The sequence below is a fragment of the Akkermansia massiliensis genome (assembly GCF_018847375.1).
GTDB lineage: Bacteria > Verrucomicrobiota > Verrucomicrobiia > Verrucomicrobiales > Akkermansiaceae > Akkermansia > Akkermansia massiliensis.
On sequence record NZ_CP072036.1, the window covers coordinates 869,644 to 895,028 of the forward strand.

Below are 25,385 nucleotides of genomic sequence, written 5' to 3' on the forward strand. Positions count from 1 at the left end.
AACATGAGCACTCTCAAGCGCGACCTCAAGATTGCCCTTCTCCTTGGCGGCCCCGGAGCGGAACGGGAAGTATCCCTCGTCTCCGGAAAGTCCGTTTACGGCGCCCTGCGCCAGGCCGGGTTTACCGACGTAACGGAGGTGGACGTACATGGTCCGGACTTCCGGCTGCCGGAAGGCACGGAACTGGCCTACAACATCATTCACGGCACCTTCGGCGAGGACGGGGCCCTTCAAGCCATTCTGGAGGAACGCGGCGTTCCGTATACGGGAGCCGGTTCCCGTTCCAGCGCCCTGTGCTTTGACAAGTCCGAATCCAAGAAGGTATTTCTGGAAGCCGGGGTTCCCACCCCCCGCGCGGAAATCCTGGACTGCTCCGGCGGCATCGTGATGCCGTCCCTTCCCCTTCCCTTCGTCATCAAGCCTCCCTGCGAGGGCTCCAGCGTGGGCGTCCACATCGTCCACAAGCAGGAAGACGTGCTCCCCGCCATGGAGGAAGCCGTTACCCACGGCACCACCGTGCTGGTGGAGGAATTCATTCAAGGCCGTGAACTTACGGTGGGCGTTCTGGACGGGGAAGCCCTCCCGGTCATCCACATCTGCCCCCGCTCCGGCTTCTATGACCTGAGCAACAAGTACCCGTGGATGAACATGGGCGGAGGCACGGATTACATCTGCCCGGCGGACCTTCCGGAAGAAACCGCCGCCAAGGTGCAGGAGGCCGCCCTGAAGGCCTACCGCGCCGCCGGCGTGGAGGTGTACGGCCGCGTGGACGTGCTGCTGCGCGAGGTAGACGACTCCCCCTTCGTGCTGGAAATTAACACCATTCCCGGCATGACCCCCTCCAGCCTGCTCCCCAAGGCGGCGGCTGCCGCCGGCTGGTCCTACGAGGCCCTTTGCGAAAAAATAGCGGAATTATCGCTAGCCACCCCCCGGAAATAGCGTAATATTTGACAGAGGGCGGGGAGTCGCCCATCCCACACCCCCCGATGTCGCACAAAGCCACAACGCCAGTCCCCCGCTCCGCCAAAAGGCCGGAAATGCTCCTGCTGGAACGGGAGGCCAGAAAAGAAACCATTGAGCGCAAGGGCAGGAACTACCGTTTCTGGCTCTTCCGGCGCAAGCTGTACCACATCGTCACCGTTTACACGCTCATCTTCGGCCTTATCGGGGCCATCGTCTTCCTCTGGACGGATTACATCCTCAAGTACGACTGGCTCTCCATCGACACCGTCACGTTGAAAAGCAACGGCATTTTCAACTCCGAGCAGGCTTTCGCCGTCATGGGGATAGGCCCGAAGGACAACATCTTTTCCATGGATGCTGCGGAACTGGAACAGCGGCTGGAAAAATGCCCGGCCATCCGCCGGGCGGCCGTCAAGCGCCAGATATCCTCCAATCCTACGCTGCTGGTGGACATTGACGCGCGCATCCCTGTGGCATGGATTGACTGCCCGGAACTGGGCGTCCACCCGGGAGACGCCAAATACGGCGTTCTGGCGGACAAGGAGGGCTTCATCTTCCCCTGTATGGAGCAGGTCCACCTGCCCTACATCCAGGGCAGGCACATGCCCTCCGTCACGCTCAGGCCGCCCAGCTCCGGCCAGCTCAGCTACGGAGTCGGCATCCGGGAGCTGGAAGCGCCCATGAAGCTGATTGAGCTGCTCTCCGGCACGGTGACGGAATACCTGCCCAGCATCGTCTCCATCACCACGCCCAACGACTGGTCCTTCTGCGTGCGCTTCTCCAACGACTGCCAGGCCACCTTCAGCCATTACGGCCTGGAGCACCAGGTGGAAAAACTGTCCCGCGCTCTCCGGCACGCACGCCAGACGCACCGGAAAATCAGCGCCATCAACCTGATTCCGGAGCACAATATCCCCGTCATTTTCGACGATTCCTACGAGGACATCCCCCTTGCGGAACCAATTGAGGAATGACGCCGTGCCGGCGTCCCCTGCCGGAAGCGGTTTTTCCCCGTTCCCGGCCTTCTCCCGGGATCGTTCTCCCATATTTTCCTCAATTCCTCCCGAGCGAAACACCTGGTTTTCACAGGTTTTCCCCCATGTCAGAATTCTATTCTTTCTCAACGGGAAATGAGGCCGCGAAGACCTATTGAACACTTGCCAATAACGCCGCGCAAGCTATACTTTCCACGATATTATGAGCAACGAAACACCTTTATCACCCGAAGCGGAAAAACTGGCAGCGGCCCGCAAGCGCAACCTTGACCTGGCCCTCTCCCAAATCCAGAAAGACTTCGGAGAAAACGCCATCATGCGCCTTGGAGACAACGTCAAGATGGAAGTGGACGTCATCCCCACCGGCAATCTTCTCATTGACCGCGCGCTGGGCGTGGGCGGCTTCGCACGCGGCCGCATCGTGGAAATCTACGGGCCGGAATCCTCCGGTAAAACCACCCTGACCCTGACGGCCATCGCCCAGGCCCAGAAAGCCGGCGGCCTAGCCGCGTTCATTGACGTGGAACACGCCCTGGACCCGCAGTACGCCGCCCGCCTGGGCGTCAACCTGGACGACCTGCTGGTCTCCCAGCCGAGCTCCGGGGAAGAAGCCCTGCAAATCTGCGAAGCCCTGGTGCGTTCCAATTCCATTGACGTCATCGTGGTGGACTCCGTGGCCGCGCTGGTCACCAAGCAGGAGCTGGAAGGCGAAATAGGAGACTCCACGGTGGGCGCCCAGGCGCGCCTGATGTCCGCCGCCCTCCGCAAGCTCACCAGCTTCATCTCCAAGGCCCGCACCGTCTGCGTCTTCACCAACCAGATCCGTGAAAAAATCGGCGTCATGTTCGGCAACCCGGAAACCACTCCCGGAGGACGCGCCCTGAAATTCTACGCTTCCGTGCGCGTGGACATCCGCCGCATCGGCCAGATCAAGGCCAGCGACGGCTCCGTAGCCGGGAACCGCACCAAGATCAAGGTGGTCAAGAACAAGGTGGCGCCCCCCTTCACGGAATGCGAGTTCGACATCATGTACAATGAAGGCATCTCCTCCGTGGGAAGCCTGCTGGACCTGGCGATGGAGTATGACATCATCCAGAAGCGCGGCTCCTGGATCAGCTATAACGGCAGCCAGATCGCCCAGGGCAGGGACGCCGCGAAGGAAGCCCTCAAGTCCAATCCTGACCTGTACAAGGAAATCGAAGAACTGGTCAAGGCCAAGATGGACGAGAAGGCGGCCAAATAATCCGGCTCCTTCCCTGTTCCCACTCATTCAAGGCGGCTCCCCCTTTTGGGAGCCGCCTTTTCTCTTTCCGGAGACGGGCGCAAAAGAATCTTTCACGGAAACTTTTCTCTTGTGCGTCATGAAAAATCCGTTAGTCTGAACGCGATATCGTCCTATGTATCCGACCTCTCGCACATCATTTGCAGCCGTGCTCGGCGTTTTGGGCATGTTTCTGCTGACGCTGTCCACGGCCTTCGGATGGAACCCGGAAACCATCAACGGCGTGCAGTACATTCCGATGTCCGAGGTGCGCACCCATTATAAACTGACACGGGAACGTACGGAAGGACGGCAGAAAGTTTACGAAGTGCCGGAAAAGATCCAGATACGCATGCAGGCGCACAGCCAGGACATGTTCATGAACAACATGAAGTTCGTGCTTTCCTATCCCGTGGCGGACCATCCGTCCAAGGGGCTGATGGTCTCCAACATGGACCTGCACAAAATCATTGACCCGGTCCTGCGCCCCACTTACATCGCCAACCGCCGCAGCTTCAATACGGTAGTCATTGACCCCGGCCACGGCGGCCATGACAGCGGCACGCGCAACCGCATCAGCAGGGAGGCGGACATCAACCTCTCCGTCGCCAAAAAACTGCGGGACCGTCTCAAGGGCATGGGCTACCAGGTGGTGATGACCCGTGACACGGACAACTTCATTACCCTCCAGGACCGCGTCCGCATCGCCAACAGGCACAGCAACGCCATCTTCATCAGCATCCACTTCAATGACGGCGGCCCCTCCGCCCGCGGGGTGGAAACCTTCACGCTGGCCCCTGCGGGCACTTCCTCCTCCATGTCCCGCAACATCCGCCAGGACGCCCTCCAGGGCAACTCCCAAGACAGCATGAACATCGCCCTGGCTACAGCCGTGCAGGGGCACATGCTGAAAGGGCCCCTCGCCATCAAAGAAGGCATCTCCATGGTTGACCGGGGCATCAAGCGCGCCCGCTATTCCGTGCTGTGCACCATCAAGCACCCGGCCATTCTGGTGGAAGGCGGATTCATGTCCAACCCGCAGGAAGCCCTGCTCATCTCCACGGAGCGCTACCAGAACTTCATGGCCTCCTCCCTGGCCGCCGCCGTGCGCCAGTACCGCACCGCCCTGGGCCAGCAGGTGCGCAGAACGCGTTAAGCCCCGCACTTACCGGGGGTTGCCCCTCCGCAGCATGAACATCATCCGCATTCCCGGCCTGGCAGACTATCAGGAAACCCTGGAACTTCAGGAACAACTGGTCCGGGCCCATCAGGAAGACCCGGAACGGGAAGATGACCTGCTTCTGCTGGAACATGCCGGGGTTTATACCATCGGGCGCACGCGCGACCACGCCAGCCTGCACCCCGGTTCCGCGCTCCCCTTCCCCGTTCATGAAATCAACCGTGGCGGGCAGGCCACCTACCACGGCCCCGGCCAGCTCGTAGGGTACCCCATCACGGATTTGAACCGCTGTGGCAGGGACCTGCACAACTACGTCACCGCCCTGGAAAACGCCTTGATTGAAGCTTGCGCCAAATTCGGCGTACAGGCCCGCATCCGGGAAGGGCTGGTGGGCGTATGGGTGGAGGACCGCAAAATAGCCTCCATCGGCGTAGGGGTGAAAAAATGGATCGCCATGCACGGCTTCGCCTTCAACGTGACCCGCGAATCCCTGCCCCCCTTCCAGGCAATCACTCCGTGCGGCATCCAGGGCGTGCAGATGACCTGCCTGGAACAGGAAATGCCGGAATCCGGGCAGAAGGACGACCTGCTGGACCGGTTCGGAGACACTTTTGTAACACTGTGGAAGGAAAAATTCCACCGGAATTCAGAAGGTGCAGAGTGTGCCGGAGAGCATGAAAAATCCTTCTTCCCTTGAAGACGGAAATGCGCCAAAGGCTGGGAAGCGGCCATTTCAGACCATGAATGCAGGGGAAATGTTCAAAAAAACACTTCCTGTAAGACACAGACCGTGTCAGCAATACGTCCTTGCATCTTGACGCGGTTCCCGAACGGACGGATGCTTATACCAGTTATGGGGAAAACACTTTTCCAAAAAATCTGGGACGCTCATTCCGTCGGCATCCTGCCGGACGGAAGAACGCAAATGTTCATCGCTACACATCTGCTGCATGAAGTCACCTCTCCGCAGGCCTTCGGAATGGTCCGGGACCTGGGCCTAACCGTGCGTCACCCGGAACGCACCTTTGCCACCGTGGACCACATCATCCCCACGGACAACCAGGCGGAACCGTTCGCGGACGCCACGGCTGACGCCATGATCAAGGAACTGCGCCGGAACTGCGCGGAAAACGACATCCGCTTTTTCGACCTCCCCACCGGCCTCCAGGGCATCGTGCACATGGTAGGCCCGGAACTCGGCATCACCCAGCCGGGCATGACCATCGTGTGCGGGGACTCCCACACGGCTACGCACGGCGCGTTCGGCTCCATTGCCATGGGCATCGGCACCACGCAGGTGCGCGACGTGCTGGCTACGCAGACCATGGCCCTCAGCCCGCTCAAGGTGCGCCGCATCAACGTGAACGGGAAACTGGCCCCCGGCGTGCGCGCCAAGGACGTGGCCCTGCACATCATCGGCCTTCTGGGCGCCAAGGGCGGCCTGGGCTTCGCCTATGAATACGGCGGCAACGTAATAGACGCCATGAGCATGGACGAACGCATGACCCTCTGCAACATGTCCATTGAAGGCGCGGCCCGCTGCGGCTACGTGAACCCCGACCAGACCACGGTGGAATACATTAAGGGCCGTCTGTTCGCCCCCACCGGCGCGGACTGGGACAAGGCCGTGGAACGCTGGTTGAGCTTCGCTTCCGATGCGGACGCGGAGTACGACGAGATCGTGGAGATTGACGGAGCCGCCATTGAACCGACGCTGACATGGGGCATTTCCCCGGACCAGAACACGGGCATCAGCGGCAGCACGCCCAACCCCTCCTCCGCCAGGAACGACGACGAACGGAAGATGATCAATGAGGCGCTGGAATACATGAAATTCCCCGCGGACATGCCCCTCAAGGGACTGCCGGTGCAGGTGTGCTTCGTAGGCTCCTGCACCAATGGCCGCATCTCGGATTTCCGGGAAGTAGCCGCCCTTATCAAGGGGCGCCATGTGGCTCCCGGCATCCGGGCCCTGGCCGTTCCCGGCTCCCAGATGACTGCCAGGCAGTGTGAAGAGGAAGGCATCGCGGACATTTTCCGTGAAGCCGGCTTTGAATGGCGCCTGGCGGGCTGCTCCATGTGCCTGGCCATGAATCCGGACAAGCTCCAGGGGGACCAGCTCTGCGCCAGTTCCTCCAACCGGAACTTCAAGGGCCGCCAGGGAAGCCCCACCGGGCGCACCCTGCTGATGAGCCCCGCCATGGTGGCCGCCGCCGCCCTGACCGGGAAGGTCTCCGACGCGCGCGACGTGTTTTCCCTGAATTAACTTTCCAACTTTTTCCTTTATGTCTCTGACCAAATTCACCTCCATCACCGGCACCTGCGTTCCCGTTCCCGGACCGGACATGGACACGGACCGCATCATCCCCTCCCGCTTCCTCAAGTGCATCACGTTTGACGAGCTGGCGGGAGTCATGTTCTGGGACGAACGCTTTGACGAAAACGGACAGTCCAAATCCCATCCGGTGGACGATCCCCGCTTCAAGGGGGCTTCCATCATCCTGGGCGGCTCCAACTTCGGCTGCGGTTCCTCCCGCGAACACGCTCCGCAAACCATCAAACGCTCCGGCATCAAAGCCGTCATCGCGGAATCCTTTGCGGAAATCTTCTTCGGCAACAGCACCGGCATCGGCCTCCCTTGCGTGTGCGCGTCCGCGGATGACATTGCCGCACTGACCCGGTACATTTCCGATCATCCGGAAACGGAAGTGACGATCGACCTCCTGAACATGACAGCCTCCTGGAAGGAAGGTTCTTTCCCCATCCGGATGCCGGCGGAAGCCCGTGAAGCCCTGAGCCGGGGCCGCTGGGATTCCATTGCGGAACTGCTTGTCAACATGGATGCCGTGGAAAAGAAAAATGCGGAACTGCCCCAGGTAACAGCCTCCTGCTGATTCAACATTGACCTCTCCCTACCCCCTCTATCCCCCACCTCCCCATATGATTTTCAGAATTACAGACTACGTCCACTACGGCACGCTGGACAACCGTGAACGCGGAACCGTCAAGCTTGCGCTGCAGCTTATGGGGATGCCCCATCCGGTGAATATCACCCTGCAGGGGGACTGCCTCCAGGACCTGGCCGGATGCCTGGTCGATTTCAGGAACCCCTCCCCCCGGATGCTCCCTGCGGAACTTACCCAGCTCCCGGAAAACATCCGGGGCGTGGCGGGGGACATGACGGCCAGCCGCCGCATGCCCGTCAAGGGGAAGAAAACCATGGAAAACTCCCTGTACCTGGAATGGTTCACCAGCCACCACGACATGGTGCTGCTGGAAAGCACGGCCTTTTCCATCAAGGTCTCCCTCCCCGAATGGATCATGGATTCCTGCGAGGAACAGGTTCAGATCATGGCGAACCAGCAGATGCTGCGCACCCAGGTGAAGGAATGGTCCAAAACCTATGCCAATACCCAGGAAGACGGCAACCTGCCCGACCACCACTGGGACAAGCGCCTGCGGGAGGCGGAAGCCATCGCCATCGCCTACCAGGAAGTGTTCCAGAAATACAGGCTGAACCCCACCGGAGACATCCGCCTGGCCTTTGTGATGGGCTGGGACGACGTGCTTGACAACATCGCCCAGTCGGAGGAAACGGGCACTCCGTGTTCCTGCAAAAGCACCGGCATGCTCAGCCTCTTTGACATCCTCAACGAACAGGAGGCCCAGGAAGTGCAGTCCTGCATGTTCCACCCCCTCTTCCAGCAGGTCATGGAGCTGACGGACCTGTGCCAGCGCCAGTTCAGCCGGGAGATCAACAAATCCCAGAGGAACCGGACGGAACCGCCGGAACCCCTGAACCAGATTTTTTACTGCATCCGCTACATCACCCCGCGCATTCTCTCCTGCCTGCTCCAGGAGAAGGAAAACGATGCGGACTACTGCACCATGGCCGCCCGCATGGCCCTGTGCGTGGAACAGACGCGCCAGACGGTAGCCGCGCTGGACATCCGCCGCAGCCAGGTAGACGACGAGGTGACGGAACGTTTTTCCTCCTTGCTGGAGGAAGTCAACTCCTTCCAGGAAAGCCTGGCAACCCAAAGCCGGAAAAGCAATCTATAACCAACTTACTTTCACAACATTACCTCTTCACTACAGACCACCATGCACTTCCATACCTGCCTCCAAGGACTGTGTGCAGTCCTGGCCGCCGCCGCTTTTTCCTACGCGGATGAACCGGCCGTTTCCATTTCAGACTTCGGGGTGGACAAGGTCATGTCCGGCCCCGTCGTTTCCATCAATGACCAGTACAAGGGAGTCGTGAAGATCGAAGTGGATTCCCTGACGCCGGACTACGCCACTCCATGGGATACGGGCCGCTACCAGGGCGGCATCGGCACCGGCTTCCTGATCGGGGAAAACGCCTTCATGACGAACGCCCATGTGGTCAGCAACGCGGAACGCATTTACATCTCCATGTACGGGGATTCCCGCAAAATTCCCGCCAGGGTCAAATTCATCGCCCATGACGCGGACCTGGCCCTGCTGGAAGCGGACGACCCCAAGCCCTTCAAGGGCATCCGGCCTTTTGAATTCAGCAAGAACCTGCCCCACCTGGAAGACGAGGTGAGGGTGATCGGCTACCCCATCGGCGGCAACAGGCTTTCCGTCACGCGCGGCGTAGTCTCCCGCATTGACTTCACCACATATGCCCACCCCCGCAACACGGAACACCTGACCATCCAGGTGGACGCTGCCATCAATCCGGGCAACAGCGGGGGCCCCGCCCTGATGGGGGACAAAGTCATCGGCGTAGCCTTCCAGGGCCTGAACAACGCCAACAACACGGGCTACGTGATTCCCACGCCCGTCATCCGCCACTTTCTGGAGGACATCAAGGACGGCGTCTATGACGGCTACGTGGACATGGGCATCCAGGCCGCGCCCATCCTGAATCCCGCCATGCGCAAGGCGTTCGGCCTGCCGGACGACGAGAAGGGCGTCCTGATCGGCAAAGTGCTCAAGGGCTCCTCCGCCGATGGAGTACTCCGCAACGGGGACCTGCTGATGAAGGTGGACGGCTACGACGTGGACAGCTCCGCCATGATTGAGCTGGACGGCCAGAAAATCAGCATGAAAGAGCTCATTGAACGCTGCTTCAAGGATGACCGGCTCCCGCTGGATATCATCCGCGACGGCAAGCCCATGAAGGTGGAGATGGTGATGAAGCCCTCTCTCTCCAAGGATCTGCTGATGGCGGAATACGACAAGATGCCCCGCTATATCGTCTTCGGCGGCCTGGTGTTCCAGCCCATCCAGCGCAATGTGCTTGCGGCGGCAGACATCTCCATGCTGGACGTCGCCCTGGATATCCGGGATTACCAGGAAGACGGCGGCTGCGTGGACCATGAAGACATGGTAATCATCACCAAGGTGCTGGACGATGAAGTGAACGCGCGCCTGTCCGGCTCCATCTCCAACGCCATCGTGGAAAAAATCAACGGCGTGAAGGTCAAGGGCCTCACCCACGCCTACGAACTCCTTTATCCGAAGAATATGCCGGAATACGTGATTATTGAACTGAAAAACGGGGAACGCCCCCTGATCTTTGAAGGCAAGGCCATGGAGGCGGCCAACAAGCGCATCTCCAAAACCTACAACATCCCGAAAAACGCCCGTCTGGACAGCGCCATTCCCGGCCGCCAGCCTGACCGGAACACCAACCCCGCCCGTTAACCGCCATGAAAATTCTTTCCCTTTTCGCCCTCGGTTCCCTGATTCTGCTCGGCGGCTGCCAGCCGCGCGAAGCCGGACGAACCGCTCCCGAACCCCAGCCCGGGCAGCAGCCGGAAACACCGCCTGAACAGGTGGAGGAAACGGCCGCTCCGGCGCAGCTCCCTTCTCCCACCAACTCCATGGTAGGCATTAACGCCACCAACCAGGGCTATGCCATGGTCCAGCCGTGGAGCAAGGAAAACCCGGCGTACAGCCAGGGCTTCGGCATTTACCTGGGGGACGGCAATATTCTGACGGCGGCCAACATCGTTTATTCCGCCAGCTTCGTGGAAGTGACCTCCGCGGACGGCTCCCAAACGGTTCCCGTGACCGTGACCGCCTTTGACCCGGAAGCCAATCTTGCCCTGCTGCGCCTGAAAAACGAGGCAGACGCCGCCTTCCTGGACAAGCTGGTGCCCGTCACGCTGGGGAACGCCCCGCGCCTGGGCGACAAGGTGACCTTCTGGCAGTTCAATGACGACGGCCTCCCCATCACTACGTCCGGAACCCTTCTGGCAACGGAAAGCTCCAGCCCTTTCACCAACAGCGAACCTTTTGTCCTGTACAATGTCAAATCCTCCGTCACGCCTCTGAAAGGCGGCGCGGGCAACCCCATCATGAGGGATAATAAACTGGTGGCCCTCAGCGCCAGTTGCGATCCTTCCGCCCAGAAGGCGCTGGCCGTGACCCATACCATGATTTCCCGGTTCCTCCAACAGGCCCGGTCCGGCAATTACACCGGCTTCCCGGCGGACGGCACCCAGGTCACGGAACTGACCGACCCCGTTTTCCGCAAGTTCCTGGGCCTTCCGGAAACCGGCGGCGGCTTTTACGTGGTGAAACTGCCTGTCTACGGTTCCTTTTACAAGGCAGGCGTGCGTCCCGGAGACGTGGTGGAAAGCGTCAACGGCATTCCGCTGGACAGCAAGGGCCTGATCAGGGACCCCGCGCTGGGCCCCGTTTCCGCCAACGTCCTGTTCCGTGACTCCGCCATGCCGGGGGATATCATTACGCTGGGCATCCGCCGCAAGGGGAAGGACGGCGTCAGCCAACCCATGACGCTGGACGTCAAACTGGACAGGAGCGCGCTGGAGGGGGATCTGGTCAACCCTTCCCCCTTCATTGCCAATCCCCCCTACCGCATTTACGGCGGCCTGGTGTTCGTTCCACTGACGGGCGCCCTGGTGGGGGAAATCAACAAACTCAGCAAGAACCGCCCCCCCCTCAACCTGGTGGAAGCCATTCAGAAGAAGGAGGATATCCGGAAGAAGGGTGTGGATGAAATCGTAGTCTTCCTGATGGCGCTCCCCACCCAGGCCACGCTGGGGTATGCCCAGATGAGCCCCTCCATTGTGGAAAAAGTAAACGGCGTGCAGGTGAAAAGCTTCAGGCACCTCAACCAGCTCCTGGACCTTCCCGCCCCCGGCGGCACGCACCGCATTGAGGTGGCCCAGCAGCCGTACACCATGTACATGTCCCAGAAAGAGGCCGCCAAGGCGGACCGCTTCATCCAGATGAGGGCTGTTCCCGTGCTCCGCAGGGATTAGGAAAGCCGCGAGCCATTCCATTGCATTCCTTCTGAAATGTCCCTTCATACGCTGAATATCCGGCTGGATTTTCCCTATAGAACGGGCTTTACCCACGGAGCCTTCCGTCCGGAAAACGATGCGCTGGCCAGCCTGATGGAGCAGAGGCCCGGAGGCCGCGTCCTCGTCCTCATGGAGGAAGGACTGGAACGGTTTTATCCTCAGCTCCCGGCGGACATCGACCGTTATTTTGAAAAGAACGCCGGAGAACTGGCCTATGCCGGCTGCCGTTCCGTTCCGGGCGGGGAAGTGGCCAAAACCGGCTTTGCCGCGTGGGAAAAGGCCCTCCGCCACATTGTGGAAGCGGGCATCGACCGCCATTCCTACATCATTGCCGTGGGAGGCGGGGCGTTTCTGGACGTAGCGGGCTTTGCCGCCGCCACTGCCCACCGCGGCATCCGGCTGCTGCGCGTGCCCACCACCACCCTTTCCCAGGCGGATTCCGGCGTGGGCGTCAAAAACGGAATCAACTTCATGGGGCAGAAGAACTACCTGGGCACCTTCGCCGTAGCCTGGGCCACGCTTAACGACTTCCTGTTCCTTCATTCCCAGCCCCTCTCCCTTAAAAGGGCCGGCCTGGCGGAAGTGGTGAAGGTGGCCGTGGTAAAAGACGCCTCCTTCTTTAACTGGCTGGAAACGAATGATGCCGCACTGGCCGCCTGCGAGCGGGACGCGCTGGAATATGCCGTGGAGCGTTCCGCGCTGCTGCACGCCTCACACATCGCATGCGGCGGGGACGCCTTCGAACTGGGCTCCAGCCGCCCCCTGGACTTCGGGCACTGGGCCGCCCATTACATGGAAACCATGTCCGGCTACACGCTGGGCCATGCTGAAGCCGTTTCCGTGGGCATGTGCCTGGACATCCTTTATTCCGTCAGGAAGGGATGGCTGCCTGCTGCGGAGGCGGAAAGAATCGTCTCCGTACTGAAAGCCCTGGGACTGCCCGTGTTCCACCCTCTGCTCTCCCGCAGGACGGAGGATGGCGCATGCGAAGTGCTGAAGGGCCTGGAAGCCTTCCGTGAGCACCTTGGCGGCCATTTGACGGTATTGATGCTTACCGGGATAGGCCGGGGGAAGGACGTCCATGAAATAGACGCCGCGCTAATGGAGGAATGCATCCGGGAAATGCAGGAGGCCGCCCGCTGCTCCGGTCAGGAATAGGGGCCTTTCCTTGTTGCCTTCCTCCTTTTATTTGGAGTTCAGGTAATCCAGGATAATCCGGACCTCCGCCTTGATTCCGTTGAGAATCGCTCCGTCGTCCGCCTTGAATCCGGGATTGTGATTCGCAGGGCCGTCCCCGGAACCGATGGTCATGAAATAAGTGGGCGCTACCTGCGCATAATAGGAGAAATCCTCACTGGCCGGTATTCTGGGAGAATCAAAAACGTTCTTCTCACCCACGGCTTCAACAGCCGCCTTCTTCGCCAGTTCCCGCAGGGCAGCGTTATTCTGGATGGACGGATAGCCCAGAACGTAATCCAGCTTGTACTGCGCTCCATTGGCCTTGCATACATGGTCGATGACGGACCGGGTGCGTTCTTCCAGCAGTTTGCGGGTTTCCGGCGTTACGGAACGGATGGAGGCTCCCAGCACCGCTTTGTCCGGAATGACGTTGGGAGCGTTGCCGGACTGGAATTTTCCCACGGTGATCACGGCCATGTCCCCGGGCGTCGCATTGCGGGAGACGACCGTTTGCAGCGCCATCACGATTTCAGAGCCCGTGACGATGGGGTCCACGCCCAGCTGCGGCATGGAGCCATGGGAACCCTTCCCCTGGATGGTGAGGAAAAAACCGTCCGACGAGGAAGAGGCAGCCCCCGCCGGCAGAATGCCGATGGACCCGGCAGGTTCATTGGGCATCACATGCGCACCGAAGATGGCGTCTACGCCTTTGAGAACTCCGCTCTTGATGATCGGAAGGGCGCCCCCGGGCGATTTTTCCTCCCCGGGCTGGAAAATGAAATACACCGTGCCGGGCAATTCCTTCTGCATGGAGGCAAGAACCTTGGCCGTTCCCAGCAGCATGGCCGTGTGCATGTCATGCCCGCAGGCATGGCTTACGCCCGGTGTTTTGCTGGCAAAGGAAAATCCTGTCTCCTCCTGCACGGGAAGAGCGTCCATGTCCGCCCGGAAGCCGACGGTTTTCCCGGGCTTTCCGCCGCGCAGAATGCCGACCACGGAGGTCTTCGTAGGCCGCAGAACTTCAATGTGGCCGAACGAGGCAAGCAGGTCCGCCACATAATTGCTCGTCTTGTATTCTTCAAAAGACAATTCCGGATTCTCATGGATATGGTGCCGCCACTCCACGGCGTCCCTGGCGGCGCTCTGCACCTCCGGTTGCTGCGCCATGGCCGAAAAAGTCTGGAGAAGAAGGACCAGCAAGGTCAACAATGATATTTGCATGTTTTTAAAACGGGAAGGACTGTTTTTAGTCAGACAACGCGCAACGACTTTCATTCCATAAAACTGTGCCATCATTTCAGAATTTTCAAAGATCAAACATAAACCCTGCCAATAACCTCCGTAAAATCGAACCAATCACTCCTTGCAGGTTCTCCACCTTTGAGCTTTCATGAAATTAAATATAAATTATTGAATTTATTTATATGATGATTTCAAAAGAGATAAGAAAAAGTATAGGAGAGTTGAAAATAAAAAACTTTGTCTTCCTGCCCTCAGTAACAAGAAATAACTACAAATCCATATTATTCGAATTCTAGAGTGTACTTTTAACAACAAAAAATCGGCAAAAGAAACCATCACCGTTTTCGTCCAATCTAACAATACCTCAGAAGTTGAAATCATGTTCACTCTAAACACGGATTCCATCTATACCCTATTCAAGATTTCTGGAAATTAATCAGAAGCGGTCTGGTATTAATCAAGCTCGGGGCGGCGGCTCTGGAAGATTTCCCTTATATGACTGTACCCAGTAATTATAGAAATAAATCAAAGGAAACAACTGTTCCATGAAGCTTTTCATCTTTTTTCCATAACGTAACAGGCGTATTTCACCGGTAGGAAATGTTCCCCATTCTGGCTGTGTTTGTTTGGCAACTTCAATTTCAAGATCATGAACAACACTTTCAACATCGGCGCCATGGACACCGTCTACCCCTTCATTCCCATGTACCCCAACGGCCAGCCTCAGGGCAACTTCCTGGTCAATGGCCTCTCCGCTCCCGTCCTTATCCCCAAACGGATTGCTTCCTCCCCTACCCGCCACGAATGGTTCGGATACCTCAAGGTCATGGCTCCCGCCACCTGTTTTCTCCACCTCCACGCCCACTCTTCCATTTCCCTTTCCATTCCCGCCAAGGATCTGAAACTCTCCACGGAGCCGGGCTCTTCCACCCCCCTCCGCCGCCAGATCCAGTTTGAACAGGGATACTACTGGTGCCATATCGTCCATCAACACCAGCCCGACCAGGGGTCGGAAGCCGAGTTCTGCATTGCCCTGATATGCGACAAGGAAGGAAAACCCGACCTGGATTATTACCTGCTGGCGGAAAACACTCCCGCCGACAAGGAGGGAGAAACCGTCCTGACTCTGGTCAACCTGTACCAGGAGATGGAAGAAGGGGACTCGTCGAGCAGTTCGGCGGGGGGAGGAGATTCGTTTGAGTTTGATCCCAAGCCCAGCAGCAGTTCCAGCTCCTCCTCGTCAAGCAGTTCTTCTTCCAGCAGCTCTTCGTCTTCATCCAGTTTCCAGCCGAGTTCTTCGGCTCCCGAGCCTCCGGATTCCTCCAGCAGCGCGCCGCCTTCTTCTTCCAGTTCGTCGTCCTCCAGCAGTTCGAGTTCTTCCTCGTCCAGTTCCTCAAGCAGCTGGTCGTCTTCCAGTTTCCACAGCAGTTCCTTGGTGCCCCAGGAGCCGGATTCCTCCAGCAGCGCTCCGTCTTCCAGCTCTTCCTCGTCAAGCAGTTCTTCCTGGTCCTCGTCAAGTTCATCGAGTTCTTCCAGCTCCAGTTCCTCTTCCAGCAGTAGTTCCAGTTCCCTCTCTTCTTCCTCCAGCGAGCCGGAGGAAGGCGGTTGCCCGTGCCCCTGTTCCTGTGATTGCGACGAAGACATCGAACAGTCCGATTGCAGCAAGAACACCTCCCATTTCTTCGGCGGCAACCCGGATGGAGCCGACGACTGCGAAGGACTGCTTGAAGTGGGCGAGGGCGATTCCGGAGGCGGAAGTGAAGGAGGTAATCCCACGCTTTCCCGCACCCTTGCCGAACCTTCCGCCCTCTCTTCCATCACCCTGCGCTACAAGCATCCCCTCGAATGGACCGCCTCCTGCAATCCCGAAACCGGACAGATCTCCGTCAAACGACCCACGGGCAGTTCCATCTCCTTCCAGAGTTCTGACGGCCATGCCGAAGCCTCCGTCTCCGGAAGTTCGCGCAAGTTGAACTACAAGGTTCAGAAGCTGAATGCCGACAAGTCTCCCTGCACCAGCGGCTCTCCCGCCTATCTGGACATGGTCCAGAGCAATGGGCGCACCCTGCGCTTCTCGGCAGCCACCGGAAAGGTCGTCTCCATGGTCTCCGCCTCCGGCGTGGAAACCACGGCGGAAGATTATTCCCGTCAGATGAAGGTGAACCGCCATCCTTCCACGGGAGCCATTCAAAGCATCTGGTCCAAGTCCCAGGGACTGCTCCAGGCGGTTGGGGAAGGCAACAGGCTCACCCTGGAATGGTACGATCCCGGCCAGGTGAGCAAGAATGCGCGCGGCTTTGCCGGCACCGGAACTCCCTACAAGACGGTCAGCTATGAATTGAGCTCCGACCAGGGCGTGCAGGTGATGGATATCGCCGAACAGAGGGAAGGGATGCCTGTCTTCCGAACGCAGCGAAGGACGGAGGGCAACAAGGTGACGACCATCCAGGGAGAGGGGGATGAGCGCACCGTGCGAACGGTGGAGAAAAACGTGCTGCCCGGAGGCAAATGGGAAATGATTGAGAGCTTGCGCGGCATCGACGATGAAACGCCTTCTTCCTGCACGCGTACAGTCAAGAAGTACACCGAGGGAGGCTGGTTGACCATCAGCAGCACCCAGGGCTACAACACACCTTTGGCTCAGACTACGCTTTACACCTACAACGACCAGTTCCGGGTGTCCCTGGAGATCAAGCCCGATGGAGGGTACACGCGCTACGAGTACGATGACCAGGGCAGAACCGTGCTTTCCGCTGCTCCCTGGGCCGGTGGCGGTGAAAAGGGGACACGCACGACTTACGCCGACTTGCGCTTTAACGACTTCAGGCCCGCTACGGAAACCGAAGTAATTATTGCCGAGAATGGAGAAGAAACGGCGCTTCTCAAGCGCACCTACACGTATGAAGACAGTCCGCAGGCCAGCCGCACGACCGTGACGGAAACCGCGCTGGGAAGCGACCAGGTTCATACCCGCGTGGAAGAGACTTATGGGGAGGCAGCGGAGTATCCCTACGCCCGGGGCAGGCGGAAGATGAGCCAGAGTATTGACGGGGTGCAAACCGTTTATACTTACGAAGCCACCGCGGAATACGGAGCCCTCCACAAGGTGACGGAGACCGTGCAGTCCAACGGAAGCATCGTTCCGGGACAAAGTACACGAAACGTGCAATACATCGCTGAAAACGGCACCACTACCAGGAAAGAACAATACGTTCACACCGGAGAAGGCTGGTCGCTGATTGCCTCGGAGGACTATGAATATGATGACGAACAGAGGCTCGTCAAGACGACGAAGGGCAACGGCAGAGTCAGTACGACTGAGTGGATGTGCTGTGGGCCGTTGAGGGAAACCGACGAAGACGGTATTGTGACCGGCTACGGCTACAACTCGGCCAAGCAGCTGGTGGAAACCATCCGCTCGGCGACAGAAACCACCCCTGAAATGATTACCTCCTACAGCTATGATGCGGCGGGAAGAACCATAGCCACACGACGGGATGTGGGAGCTATGACGACGATGGAAAGCACGGAGTATGACAATTTGGGAAGAACGATTGCCACGACGGATGTTCTTGGTCGCGTGACTCGGACTGAATACAGCGAAGACGGCCTTACCACCACGGTTACCACTCCTGCAGGGGCCACTCTGGTTACCAAAACCTATTATGACGGCACTGTCATTCTGGAGGGAGGAACCGGCCAGCGAGAGATGGAGACCCGGCTGGAGCTGACAGAAGAAGGCATCCTGACCACGACCTTGTCCAAGGGAGTTGTGCTGTCGCGGATTCTGAAAAATGGCTTTGGTCAAATCGTCCGGCAGGAACAACCCAATACGAAGGGAGGGTTCATCGTCATTAGAAGCGTTTACAATGACAAGGGACAACTTATTAGTACCCAAAAGGAAGATATGGCTCCCATGGTCACAGTCTACAATGAGCTGGGACAAGCCGTCAGACGAACTGTTCTCTTAGACACCCTCTATCCCGAAGATACTACCAGAAACAGGATATCGGAAATCTCATCCTGTTACCGGATCCGGGAAGACGGCATTTACCAGGTACAGACCTCCACGACCTATAATGCCGACGGTCTCCCCCTCATTCAAACCACGGAGAATATGGTTTCCAGACTCAGCGCTGTACTGGAAAACAAATCCATCACCACGGACGTCTACGGACAGCAGAGCATCCAGTGGACGGAGTATACCGCTCCTACCAAACGCACCCGGTTCAGTCGCATTCCCACTTCCGATATCACAGCCGAGATCCTTGTCGTCGACGGGTTTATGGTAAGCCAAACGAATCATGCCGGGGTCCATTCCTCGCAAGAACGTTCTTATACCTCCACAGGAATGGTTCTAAAACAAACCGATGCCAGAGACAATGTCGCGACGATTGAAACTGACTTAGACGGACGACCAGTCAAAACCACGGATGCAGCCGGCAACGTCACCATCACCAGTTACCTGTCCTGCTGTGACCATCCTGCCTGCATCACCGACGCTTTGGGAGGAACAACCTGTTATTCCTATGACATCCGCGGCAGAAAGACGGCCGAATATGGCACCGCCATTCAGCCGGCCTGCTTCGCCTACGACGAAGCCGACCGCATGGTGGCCCTGACTACCTTCCGTGCAAACGAAGGCGACATCACTTCCGATCCTTCCGGCCGAACCGACGGAGACACCACCATCTGGCTCTATGACGAGGCCACGGGGCTGGAATTGAAAAAGACTTATGCCGACGGTTCCTGTGTTTCCAAAACCTATGACGAGCTCAACCGTCAGGAGACACTTGTCAAAGCCAGGGGGCTTGTCACAACGTATAAGTATGCTCCCTTTACAGGAGAACTCGTCTCCGCCTCCCACAATGACGCTACTCCCGGATGGAAGTTCACCTACAACCACCTCGGACAAATGACCTCCATCCGGGACGCCTCCGGATTAAGGGAACTCTCCTATGATAGCTACGGCAGGATGATTCAGGACACTTCCTTTGGACAGGTGGAAAGTTCTCTTCAAGAAGAATACGATGCCCAGGGGCGTTCCAACGGATACCGCCTGATGCTCGGCACACACACCGTGCAGCACTCCCATCTTGACTACGATTCCAAAGGCGGCATGATTGGGATGAATCTGGAAGGCATCGCTTCTCCCTTTACCTGGCAGTACGATCCAACCAGCGGCTTCCTCAACCAGCTCACCTATCCCAACGGCATGGTCCGCAGCAATACTTACCATCCCAAGCTCAACCTCGTAACCGCTATCGGTTACAGGAAGGGAGCGGACGGCGAATTGGCGGCCGGCCACGAATACGACTATGACGCGCTGATGCGGCCCGTCCAGCGGCGGGATTGCTGGGACAGCACTACTGCTGAAGTAGTAAGAGATTTTACCTATAACAGCCGCAGTGAACTGCTGGAAGACCGCATCAGCCGGGGAGGAAGCTTTGCGTACTGCTATGACAACATCGGCAACCGCAAAATAGCCCGGGAACTGGAGGAAGCCCTCTCCTACGAATCCAACCGGCTCAACCAGTACACGGATATTGCCGGGGGGAAAGAAGATTTTAACCCCGTTTACGACGCCGACGGCAACCAGACCCGCATCAGGACCTCAACGGGCATCTGGGAAGTCTCCTACGACGCCAACGACCGCCCCGTCGTCTTCGCCAGCCAGGATGGCAGAACAACTATCACCTGCGGCTACGACTACCGGGGACGGCGCTTTGAGAAGAAAGTGGTCATCAATGGGGCAGTATCCAGCCACTCCCGGTTCCTGTACCGGGATTATCTGCAGGTAGCCCAACTGGATTTGACGCATCCCGAACCCTTGCTGGTGAAGAGCTATTTGTGGGATCCGACGGAGCCTACAGCCACGCGCGTCCTGATGATGACATGCTGGAAAGACAACATTTCACAGCAGGAAGAGCATCTCTACTTCATGCACGATGCCTTGAAGAACGTTACTTCCATTTTTGACGGACAACAGACGAGAAGAGCTCGTTACGAGTATGCTCCTTTTGGTAGCCTTCTCACCGCTAAGGAAGACATGGCTCAAGAGAACAAGTTCAGGTTTTCCTGCGAGTATGCAGATGACGAATTGGGGCTTGTCTACTACAATTACCGCCACCTCAATCCCGCAGACGGCAGGTGGATCAACCGCGATCCCATCCAGGAACAGGGAGGGTGGAATTTGTATGCATTTATTAGGAATAGAATTAACATAGAAGTGGATTTATTAGGTACAATACCCCCCTACAATGGAGGTGCCTCTGGAATCGTTGAAGTTCCTATTCCACAACCTTCTATAATAGAGAGCAACGAAATAACATTAAATTATATTGCTTATCCTGGAAAGCAAAAAGAAAAAGATAAAGGACTTGAAGAAGTCAAAAAGCGATTAGAAAGAAAAGGCCCGGTTTATGAGACATTTTCTCCAGATGATTTTAATCCCAGTGAACACTGTTGTTGTGGAAAATGTGTAAAAAAATTGCTTATTGTGATGCACGGGACAGATATGTCCTATGGAACTAATCAGAATGTACGCGCTGAGTGGGGAGAAGCTGGACTGATGGAAACTCGAACGAGGCAGCAAATATCAGATGTATTCAAAAATGTAAAAATTCCCTTTTGTGAAAAATGTGAAGTAGAGTTACGCTCATGTTATTTGGGACAAAATGACGCGCTACGGACATCATTACAGAGTATGTTTCCTTGTGAAATTGTATTATATGGCACGCCTGTATTTGGATATGGAGCTATTTATGGATTTCAGTATCTATATCAAAAACTATTCAATTAGAATTATTTTCTTTTATAAATGAATGCAAAAAAAATCATATTCCTTCTATTTGTTTTAATTTCTTTTATTTTATTATATTATTATATTGATGTTTTAAACAATAGAGAAAGTGCAAAGAGTCTTAAAAGATTTTTCGATGTTTCTTCTTTAGAAAAAATAAAGAGCAAATATACACAAGTTGAAACTCTCGCGGTAGATGGATCTTCTTATACGAGTATTTGTATACCAAGTACCCAAAAAGTATTACCAAATGGTATTATCCTTATTAAAATGCCTTCGGGGAAAACGAGAGTATTTTACGGAGGTTATTATTTTCAACATTGTTTTCTACATAGCTTAGCACAGTACGCAAAAATAATAATTGAAGAAGATCCGGAATATATAATTGAACAAAAGAAAATATTAAATTTTGAAAACGCCATGGAAGTTTCTTTAGATATTTTCACTAAAAATAATCATTTTTCGGAATTATAGATCTCCAATCATTATGGGATTAATTTTAAAATAGAAAAATTTCTTATGAAAATCAGATTGATTCTTTTCAGAATATTTTCAATAAATATCACGTGATTTTTCAGAATTTAATGGTATTCACGAAAATATGGAAAAAGGCTGATGAAAAGAAACGGCATTTCAGATCTTGATCTACATCAGCTGATAAGTATCGTTGAATGGTGGGAAAATGATTCTCTTGATATAAACAGCAACCAGCATGTATTATTTGTATTTAAAGAATACTGGTCAGACATACTGGTTACAGACAAAAATATCAACGAAATCAACAAACGACTTTCAGACATGAGTCAAATATGCGGATATGAAATTAAAATAACTTTAGAATTCCATGTCGAATTTACGGACCGCATCATCTATCCTGAACAATTTTACGGCGACCATTATTACAGGCCTAAATACAATAAAATCCTCCATTCCATTCTAAAAATAATTGGCATCAGCATACCTTTGGAACCCATGCAACATTCCCGTTTTTTCAAAACAATAACGCTGGACCGGACATATCATTATAGTAGTGGAAATATGACCCAATCCCCACTTAACCATTTTAACCTTTAATTGTCATGATATTCTAGTTAAAAAAGAATATGCCTTATTACCTAATGACGAATAAAAATGAGAGTAATGTAAAATTCTCAAATTACTGACCAGGATTTTATGACTACACCGAACTTTCTTTATCTGCCATTTGGTGATGCAGGACAGTCTGAGCACTTCCCTTTTGCTGATCGTTGGAAAGGAGATAGATGGAACGAGCATATTCATTGACAGGAATCCCTCCCCCCCCCTTCTTTTTTCTTCCATTCACCTACAGCCGCGGCACTGCGGCAAGCAACGCCTGGGTGTACTCGTGGGAGGGGGAGGAAAAAACTTCGTCCGCCTCCCCGTATTCCACGATGCGGCCCTTGCGCATCACGGCAATACGGTCCGCAATGTAATGAACCACGGACAAATCATGGGAAATGAAGATCATGGTCAGGTTCAAGTCGCGGGCCAGAGCGATGAGAAGGTTCAAAATCTGGGACTGGATGGAGACGTCCAGCGCAGAAACGGGTTCATCCGCAATGACCAGCCGGGGTTCCGGAGCCAAGGCACGCGCGATGGCTACGCGCTGGCGCTGGCCTCCGGAAAATTCATGGGGATACTTGCGCATCAGGGAGGGATTCAGGCCCACCCTTTCCATCAGTTCCGCCACCTCGTCCCTCATCTGTGAGAAAGATCTTTTGCGGCTGCGGCATTCCAACGCCTCCTTCAACGTCGCATACACCGTGAAACGGGGATTCAGGGAAGCGTAGGGGTCCTGGAAAATCATTTGAAAATCCGGACGGCGCTTCCTGACCTCGGAGGCGGAAAGAGCCGTCAGTTCCTCTCCTTCCAGAAAAATGCGTCCCTCCGTAGGCTTCTGGAGCAGCATCACCGTGCGGGACAGAGTGGACTTGCCACAGCCGGACTCCCCTACCAACCCAAGGATTTCTCCTTTCTCCACGGACAGGGACACCCCGTCCACCGCCACCACAGACGCCGGTTTGCGGGAGGAGAGCAGTCCCTGCACCGCAGGAAAGACAACGCTCACATGATCCAGTTCCAGAAAAGCCATACCATCACTCTAACAAGCCGCCTGAGGCAAAACAAGACCCCAACCGTGCCAGCTCCGCCAATATCAAGACATCCATGCGCATCTCCCATTCATGCCTGCCCCAAAAAACACTGGGGCAGGCATGAAGAATACGCAGGAAAAATCTAGCCTGTTTTTACTACCGCCGCGTCCTGTACCAATAGATGCCCTTCTACCGAAAACAACTTTACTTCTCCTTCTCATCTTTGCCGCAGGATGAACGGACAAGGAAGGAAAGAAGAGCTGCCCCGGCATCTCCAAGGAAAGCCGCTATTCCGGAAAAAACCGGACCAAAAATGATAATCAGCCCCGACTGGGCATCGCGCATATCTTCCGGAGTCACCCGGGACCAAAAGAGTTCATAGTAACACACGAGGCCGATAACAACAAAAGAAGTTGTTTCCCATTTCCACCGTCTATTGGTCTTTTTGAAGAACCACAACACCGCAAGGAAATACCAAGGCCCCCACACAAGGCCAAAGACATTCCTCAACACAAGAGCGCTCCAGAAACCAGCTACCACGGTGGAGGCAATAATCAGCAGCAGGACCGGATCTTTTCTTCCCCGCACATTTTGATGACCCATATCCGGACTCCCGGTTTCTCCATGCATATGGTTTATGAATAAATCTTTAATGGATCCATCTCAAGCAAAAAAGAGCCGTTCCCCGCGAAGGGAACGGCTCCTGAGATTGATGCTGCCGCGGAGCTTACGCGCCGAGCTGGTAGCGGACGAAGGAGACGACGGAGACGTCATCGCCGAGTTCCTTGCCGACCTGCTTGAGCAGGGCGTCCACCGTGACGTTGGAATCCTTAACAAATCCCTGGTTCAGCAGGCAGGACTGGGCGTACAGGGCCTTCAGCTTGCCGGGAAGAATCTTTTCCAGCAGGTGTTCGGGCTTGCCTTCCTGGATGAGCTGCTGCTTGGCGATTTCCTGTTCCTCAGCCACGAAGGCGGGGTCCAGGCTGTCGGAGCTGACGCTCTTGGGAGCGGCGGCGGCAATGTGCAGGGTCAGGTCCTTGGCAAGAGCCTTGAACGCGTCAGACTTGACGGTTTCTTCCTTGCCGGCCTTGATAGACAGCAGAACGCCAACCTTGCCGCCCATGTGGATGTAGGAGACCACAGCGCCGGAGCCGTCCACCGTGAGGCGGGCGAACTTGCGCAGAGCCATGTTTTCACCGATGGAGCTGCACATGGCCTTGATGTATTCTTCCGTAGTGCCTTCGGGCATGGCAACCTGGAGGGCTTCCTCCAGCGTGGCGGCCTTGGAATCCATGAGAGCCTTGGCAACGTCGTTCACCAGGCCCTGGAACTTGTCGCCCTTGGCGCAGAAGTCCGTTTCACAGTTGAGTTCAAGGATGATGCCGGAACAGCCGCAGGGAGCCACGGCGGCGCGGATCACGCCTTCCTTGGCGTCACGGTCAGCCTTGGCGGCAGCCTTGGCAATGCCCTTTTCGCGAAGATACTTCACAGCGGCTTCCATGTCGCCGTTGCATTCGTTGAGGGCCTTCTTGCAATCCATCATGCCGGCGTCCGTTTTGTCACGGAGGGCCTTGACGAGAGCTGCAGTAATTTCTGCCATAGTGTTTCTGTTCTTTCTAAATGGGTTGGTTTAGGCTTCGGCGGGAGCGCCCTTGCCTTCGTTGATGGCCTTGACAATGCAGTCAAGGACCAGACGGATGGAACGGACGGCGTCGTCGTTGCCGGGAATCGGGAAATCGATTTCCTTCGGGTCGGCGTTGGTGTCAACCAGAACGCAGACGGGAATGTTCAGACGGTGGGCTTCGCGGATGGCGATGTCTTCATGATCGGCGCCGATGGCTACCATGGCGTCCGGAGCGCCGCCCATGTTGCGGATGCCCTGAAGGTTGCGTTCCAGCTTCTGGCGTTCGCGGTCCAGAGCGGCCAGTTCCTTCTTGGACATGCTCTTGAATTCCGGGGTCTTTTCAATCCCTTCAAGGTAGGAAAGGCGTTCGATGCTCTTGCGGATGGTGCTCATGTTGGTGAGCATGCCGCCCAGCCAGCGATGGTTGACGTAGTACTGACCAGTGGCTTCCGCGGCTTCGCGGACGGCTTCCTGGGCCTGGCGCTTGCAGCCGACGAAGAGGATCTTCTTGTTGCGGCGTGCCAGATCGGCCAGGAAGGAGCAAGCCTTGTCCAGGCATTTTTCCGTTTCTTCAAGGTTGATGATATGGATACCGGCCTTGTCCTTAAGAAGGTATTTCTTCATGCTGGGGTGCCATTTGCGGGTCTGGTGGCCCAAATGAACACCGGCTTCAACCATCTGGTTAATCAGATCATTAATCATATATGTATGTAGGTGGCTT

General features: G+C 56.2%; 21 protein-coding genes. 14 read left to right on the top strand and 7 right to left on the bottom strand.

Going from position 1 to position 25,385, the window contains the following annotated elements:
- The first annotated feature begins 3 nt into the window (after positions 1 to 3).
- The 11 genes from J5W70_RS03640 to J5W70_RS03690 all read left to right on the top strand — a co-directional run bounded on the left by J5W70_RS03640 (position 4) and on the right by J5W70_RS03690 (position 12,861).
- Positions 4 to 939, top strand: coding sequence for a D-alanine--D-alanine ligase (locus J5W70_RS03640; protein ID WP_022397716.1), 936 nt, complete (start codon positions 4 to 6; stop codon positions 937 to 939).
- Between the two features lie 47 nt (positions 940 to 986).
- Positions 987 to 1,937, top strand: coding sequence for a cell division protein FtsQ/DivIB (locus tag J5W70_RS03645; RefSeq protein WP_215832936.1), 951 nt, complete (start codon positions 987 to 989; stop codon positions 1,935 to 1,937).
- 223 nt (positions 1,938 to 2,160) lie between these two features.
- The gene (gene recA, locus J5W70_RS03650; protein ID WP_022397718.1) at positions 2,161 to 3,201 is read left to right on the top strand and encodes a recombinase RecA; all 1,041 of its coding nucleotides are present in this window, start codon (positions 2,161 to 2,163) and stop codon (positions 3,199 to 3,201) included.
- Positions 3,202 to 3,406: 205 nt separating this feature from the next.
- Positions 3,407 to 4,375, top strand: a complete 969-nt coding sequence (locus tag J5W70_RS03655; protein WP_180970925.1) for an N-acetylmuramoyl-L-alanine amidase family protein — start codon at positions 3,407 to 3,409, stop codon at positions 4,373 to 4,375.
- 34 nt (positions 4,376 to 4,409) lie between these two features.
- Complete coding sequence (lipB, locus tag J5W70_RS03660) at positions 4,410 to 5,096, top strand: lipoyl(octanoyl) transferase LipB (RefSeq protein ID WP_022397720.1); 687 nt, start codon at positions 4,410 to 4,412, stop codon at positions 5,094 to 5,096.
- 156 nt (positions 5,097 to 5,252) lie between these two features.
- The gene (leuC, locus tag J5W70_RS03665) at positions 5,253 to 6,665 is read left to right on the top strand and encodes a 3-isopropylmalate dehydratase large subunit (protein WP_022397721.1); all 1,413 of its coding nucleotides are present in this window, start codon (positions 5,253 to 5,255) and stop codon (positions 6,663 to 6,665) included.
- A gap of 19 nt (positions 6,666 to 6,684) precedes the next feature.
- A complete protein-coding gene (gene leuD, locus J5W70_RS03670; protein ID WP_022397722.1) occupies positions 6,685 to 7,293 on the top strand; it encodes a 3-isopropylmalate dehydratase small subunit in 609 nt (202 codons plus the stop codon).
- Positions 7,294 to 7,339: 46 nt separating this feature from the next.
- Complete coding sequence (locus tag J5W70_RS03675) at positions 7,340 to 8,461, top strand: hypothetical protein (protein ID WP_022397723.1); 1,122 nt, start codon at positions 7,340 to 7,342, stop codon at positions 8,459 to 8,461.
- Between the two features lie 42 nt (positions 8,462 to 8,503).
- Positions 8,504 to 10,075: a S1C family serine protease gene (locus tag J5W70_RS03680; protein ID WP_022397724.1), complete on the top strand. Its 1,572-nt coding sequence runs from the start codon at positions 8,504 to 8,506 to the stop codon at positions 10,073 to 10,075.
- A 5-nt stretch (positions 10,076 to 10,080) separates the two neighbouring features.
- Positions 10,081 to 11,661: a S1C family serine protease gene (locus tag J5W70_RS03685; protein ID WP_215832937.1), complete on the top strand. Its 1,581-nt coding sequence runs from the start codon at positions 10,081 to 10,083 to the stop codon at positions 11,659 to 11,661.
- Between the two features lie 36 nt (positions 11,662 to 11,697).
- A complete protein-coding gene (locus J5W70_RS03690; protein ID WP_022396591.1) occupies positions 11,698 to 12,861 on the top strand; it encodes a 3-dehydroquinate synthase in 1,164 nt (387 codons plus the stop codon).
- Positions 12,862 to 12,888: 27 nt separating this feature from the next.
- On the opposite strand, the gene J5W70_RS03695 is transcribed toward J5W70_RS03690, so the two are convergent.
- The 3 genes from J5W70_RS03695 to J5W70_RS03705 all read right to left on the bottom strand — a co-directional run bounded on the left by J5W70_RS03695 (position 12,889) and on the right by J5W70_RS03705 (position 15,768).
- Positions 12,889 to 14,103: a M20 metallopeptidase family protein gene (locus J5W70_RS03695; RefSeq protein ID WP_215443262.1), complete on the bottom strand. Its 1,215-nt coding sequence runs from the start codon at positions 14,101 to 14,103 to the stop codon at positions 12,889 to 12,891.
- A 478-nt stretch (positions 14,104 to 14,581) separates the two neighbouring features.
- Entirely contained in the window at positions 14,582 to 15,103 is a 522-nt protein-coding gene (locus J5W70_RS03700; RefSeq protein ID WP_180973674.1) for a hypothetical protein, read from the bottom strand.
- Between the two features lie 92 nt (positions 15,104 to 15,195).
- On the bottom strand, positions 15,196 to 15,768 hold the full coding sequence (locus tag J5W70_RS03705; RefSeq protein WP_215832938.1) for a hypothetical protein: 573 nt from the start codon (positions 15,766 to 15,768) through the stop codon (positions 15,196 to 15,198).
- A gap of 85 nt (positions 15,769 to 15,853) precedes the next feature.
- Here J5W70_RS03705 and J5W70_RS03710 point away from each other — a divergent pair, with 85 nt between their 5' ends.
- The 3 genes from J5W70_RS03710 to J5W70_RS03720 all read left to right on the top strand — a co-directional run bounded on the left by J5W70_RS03710 (position 15,854) and on the right by J5W70_RS03720 (position 22,000).
- Positions 15,854 to 20,926 carry an RHS repeat domain-containing protein gene (locus J5W70_RS03710; RefSeq protein ID WP_215832939.1) on the top strand — a complete coding sequence of 1,691 codons (5,073 nt, stop codon included), beginning with the start codon at positions 15,854 to 15,856 and terminating at the stop codon, positions 20,924 to 20,926.
- Between the two features lie 18 nt (positions 20,927 to 20,944).
- Positions 20,945 to 21,400: a hypothetical protein gene (locus tag J5W70_RS03715; RefSeq protein WP_146019474.1), complete on the top strand. Its 456-nt coding sequence runs from the start codon at positions 20,945 to 20,947 to the stop codon at positions 21,398 to 21,400.
- Between the two features lie 141 nt (positions 21,401 to 21,541).
- On the top strand, positions 21,542 to 22,000 hold the full coding sequence (locus J5W70_RS03720) for a hypothetical protein (RefSeq protein ID WP_022396308.1): 459 nt from the start codon (positions 21,542 to 21,544) through the stop codon (positions 21,998 to 22,000).
- A 250-nt stretch (positions 22,001 to 22,250) separates the two neighbouring features.
- On the opposite strand, the gene J5W70_RS03725 is transcribed toward J5W70_RS03720, so the two are convergent.
- The 4 genes from J5W70_RS03725 to rpsB form a co-directional block, all read right to left on the bottom strand.
- Positions 22,251 to 23,039, bottom strand: coding sequence for an ATP-binding cassette domain-containing protein (locus J5W70_RS03725; protein WP_022396309.1), 789 nt, complete (start codon positions 23,037 to 23,039; stop codon positions 22,251 to 22,253).
- A gap of 205 nt (positions 23,040 to 23,244) precedes the next feature.
- The gene (locus tag J5W70_RS03730) at positions 23,245 to 23,670 is read right to left on the bottom strand and encodes a hypothetical protein (RefSeq protein WP_022396310.1); all 426 of its coding nucleotides are present in this window, start codon (positions 23,668 to 23,670) and stop codon (positions 23,245 to 23,247) included.
- A 97-nt stretch (positions 23,671 to 23,767) separates the two neighbouring features.
- Entirely contained in the window at positions 23,768 to 24,640 is an 873-nt protein-coding gene (gene tsf, locus J5W70_RS03735) for a translation elongation factor Ts (protein ID WP_022396311.1), read from the bottom strand.
- Between the two features lie 30 nt (positions 24,641 to 24,670).
- On the bottom strand, positions 24,671 to 25,366 hold the full coding sequence (gene rpsB, locus J5W70_RS03740; protein WP_102721700.1) for a 30S ribosomal protein S2: 696 nt from the start codon (positions 25,364 to 25,366) through the stop codon (positions 24,671 to 24,673).
- Positions 25,367 to 25,385: the final 19 nt, after the last annotated feature.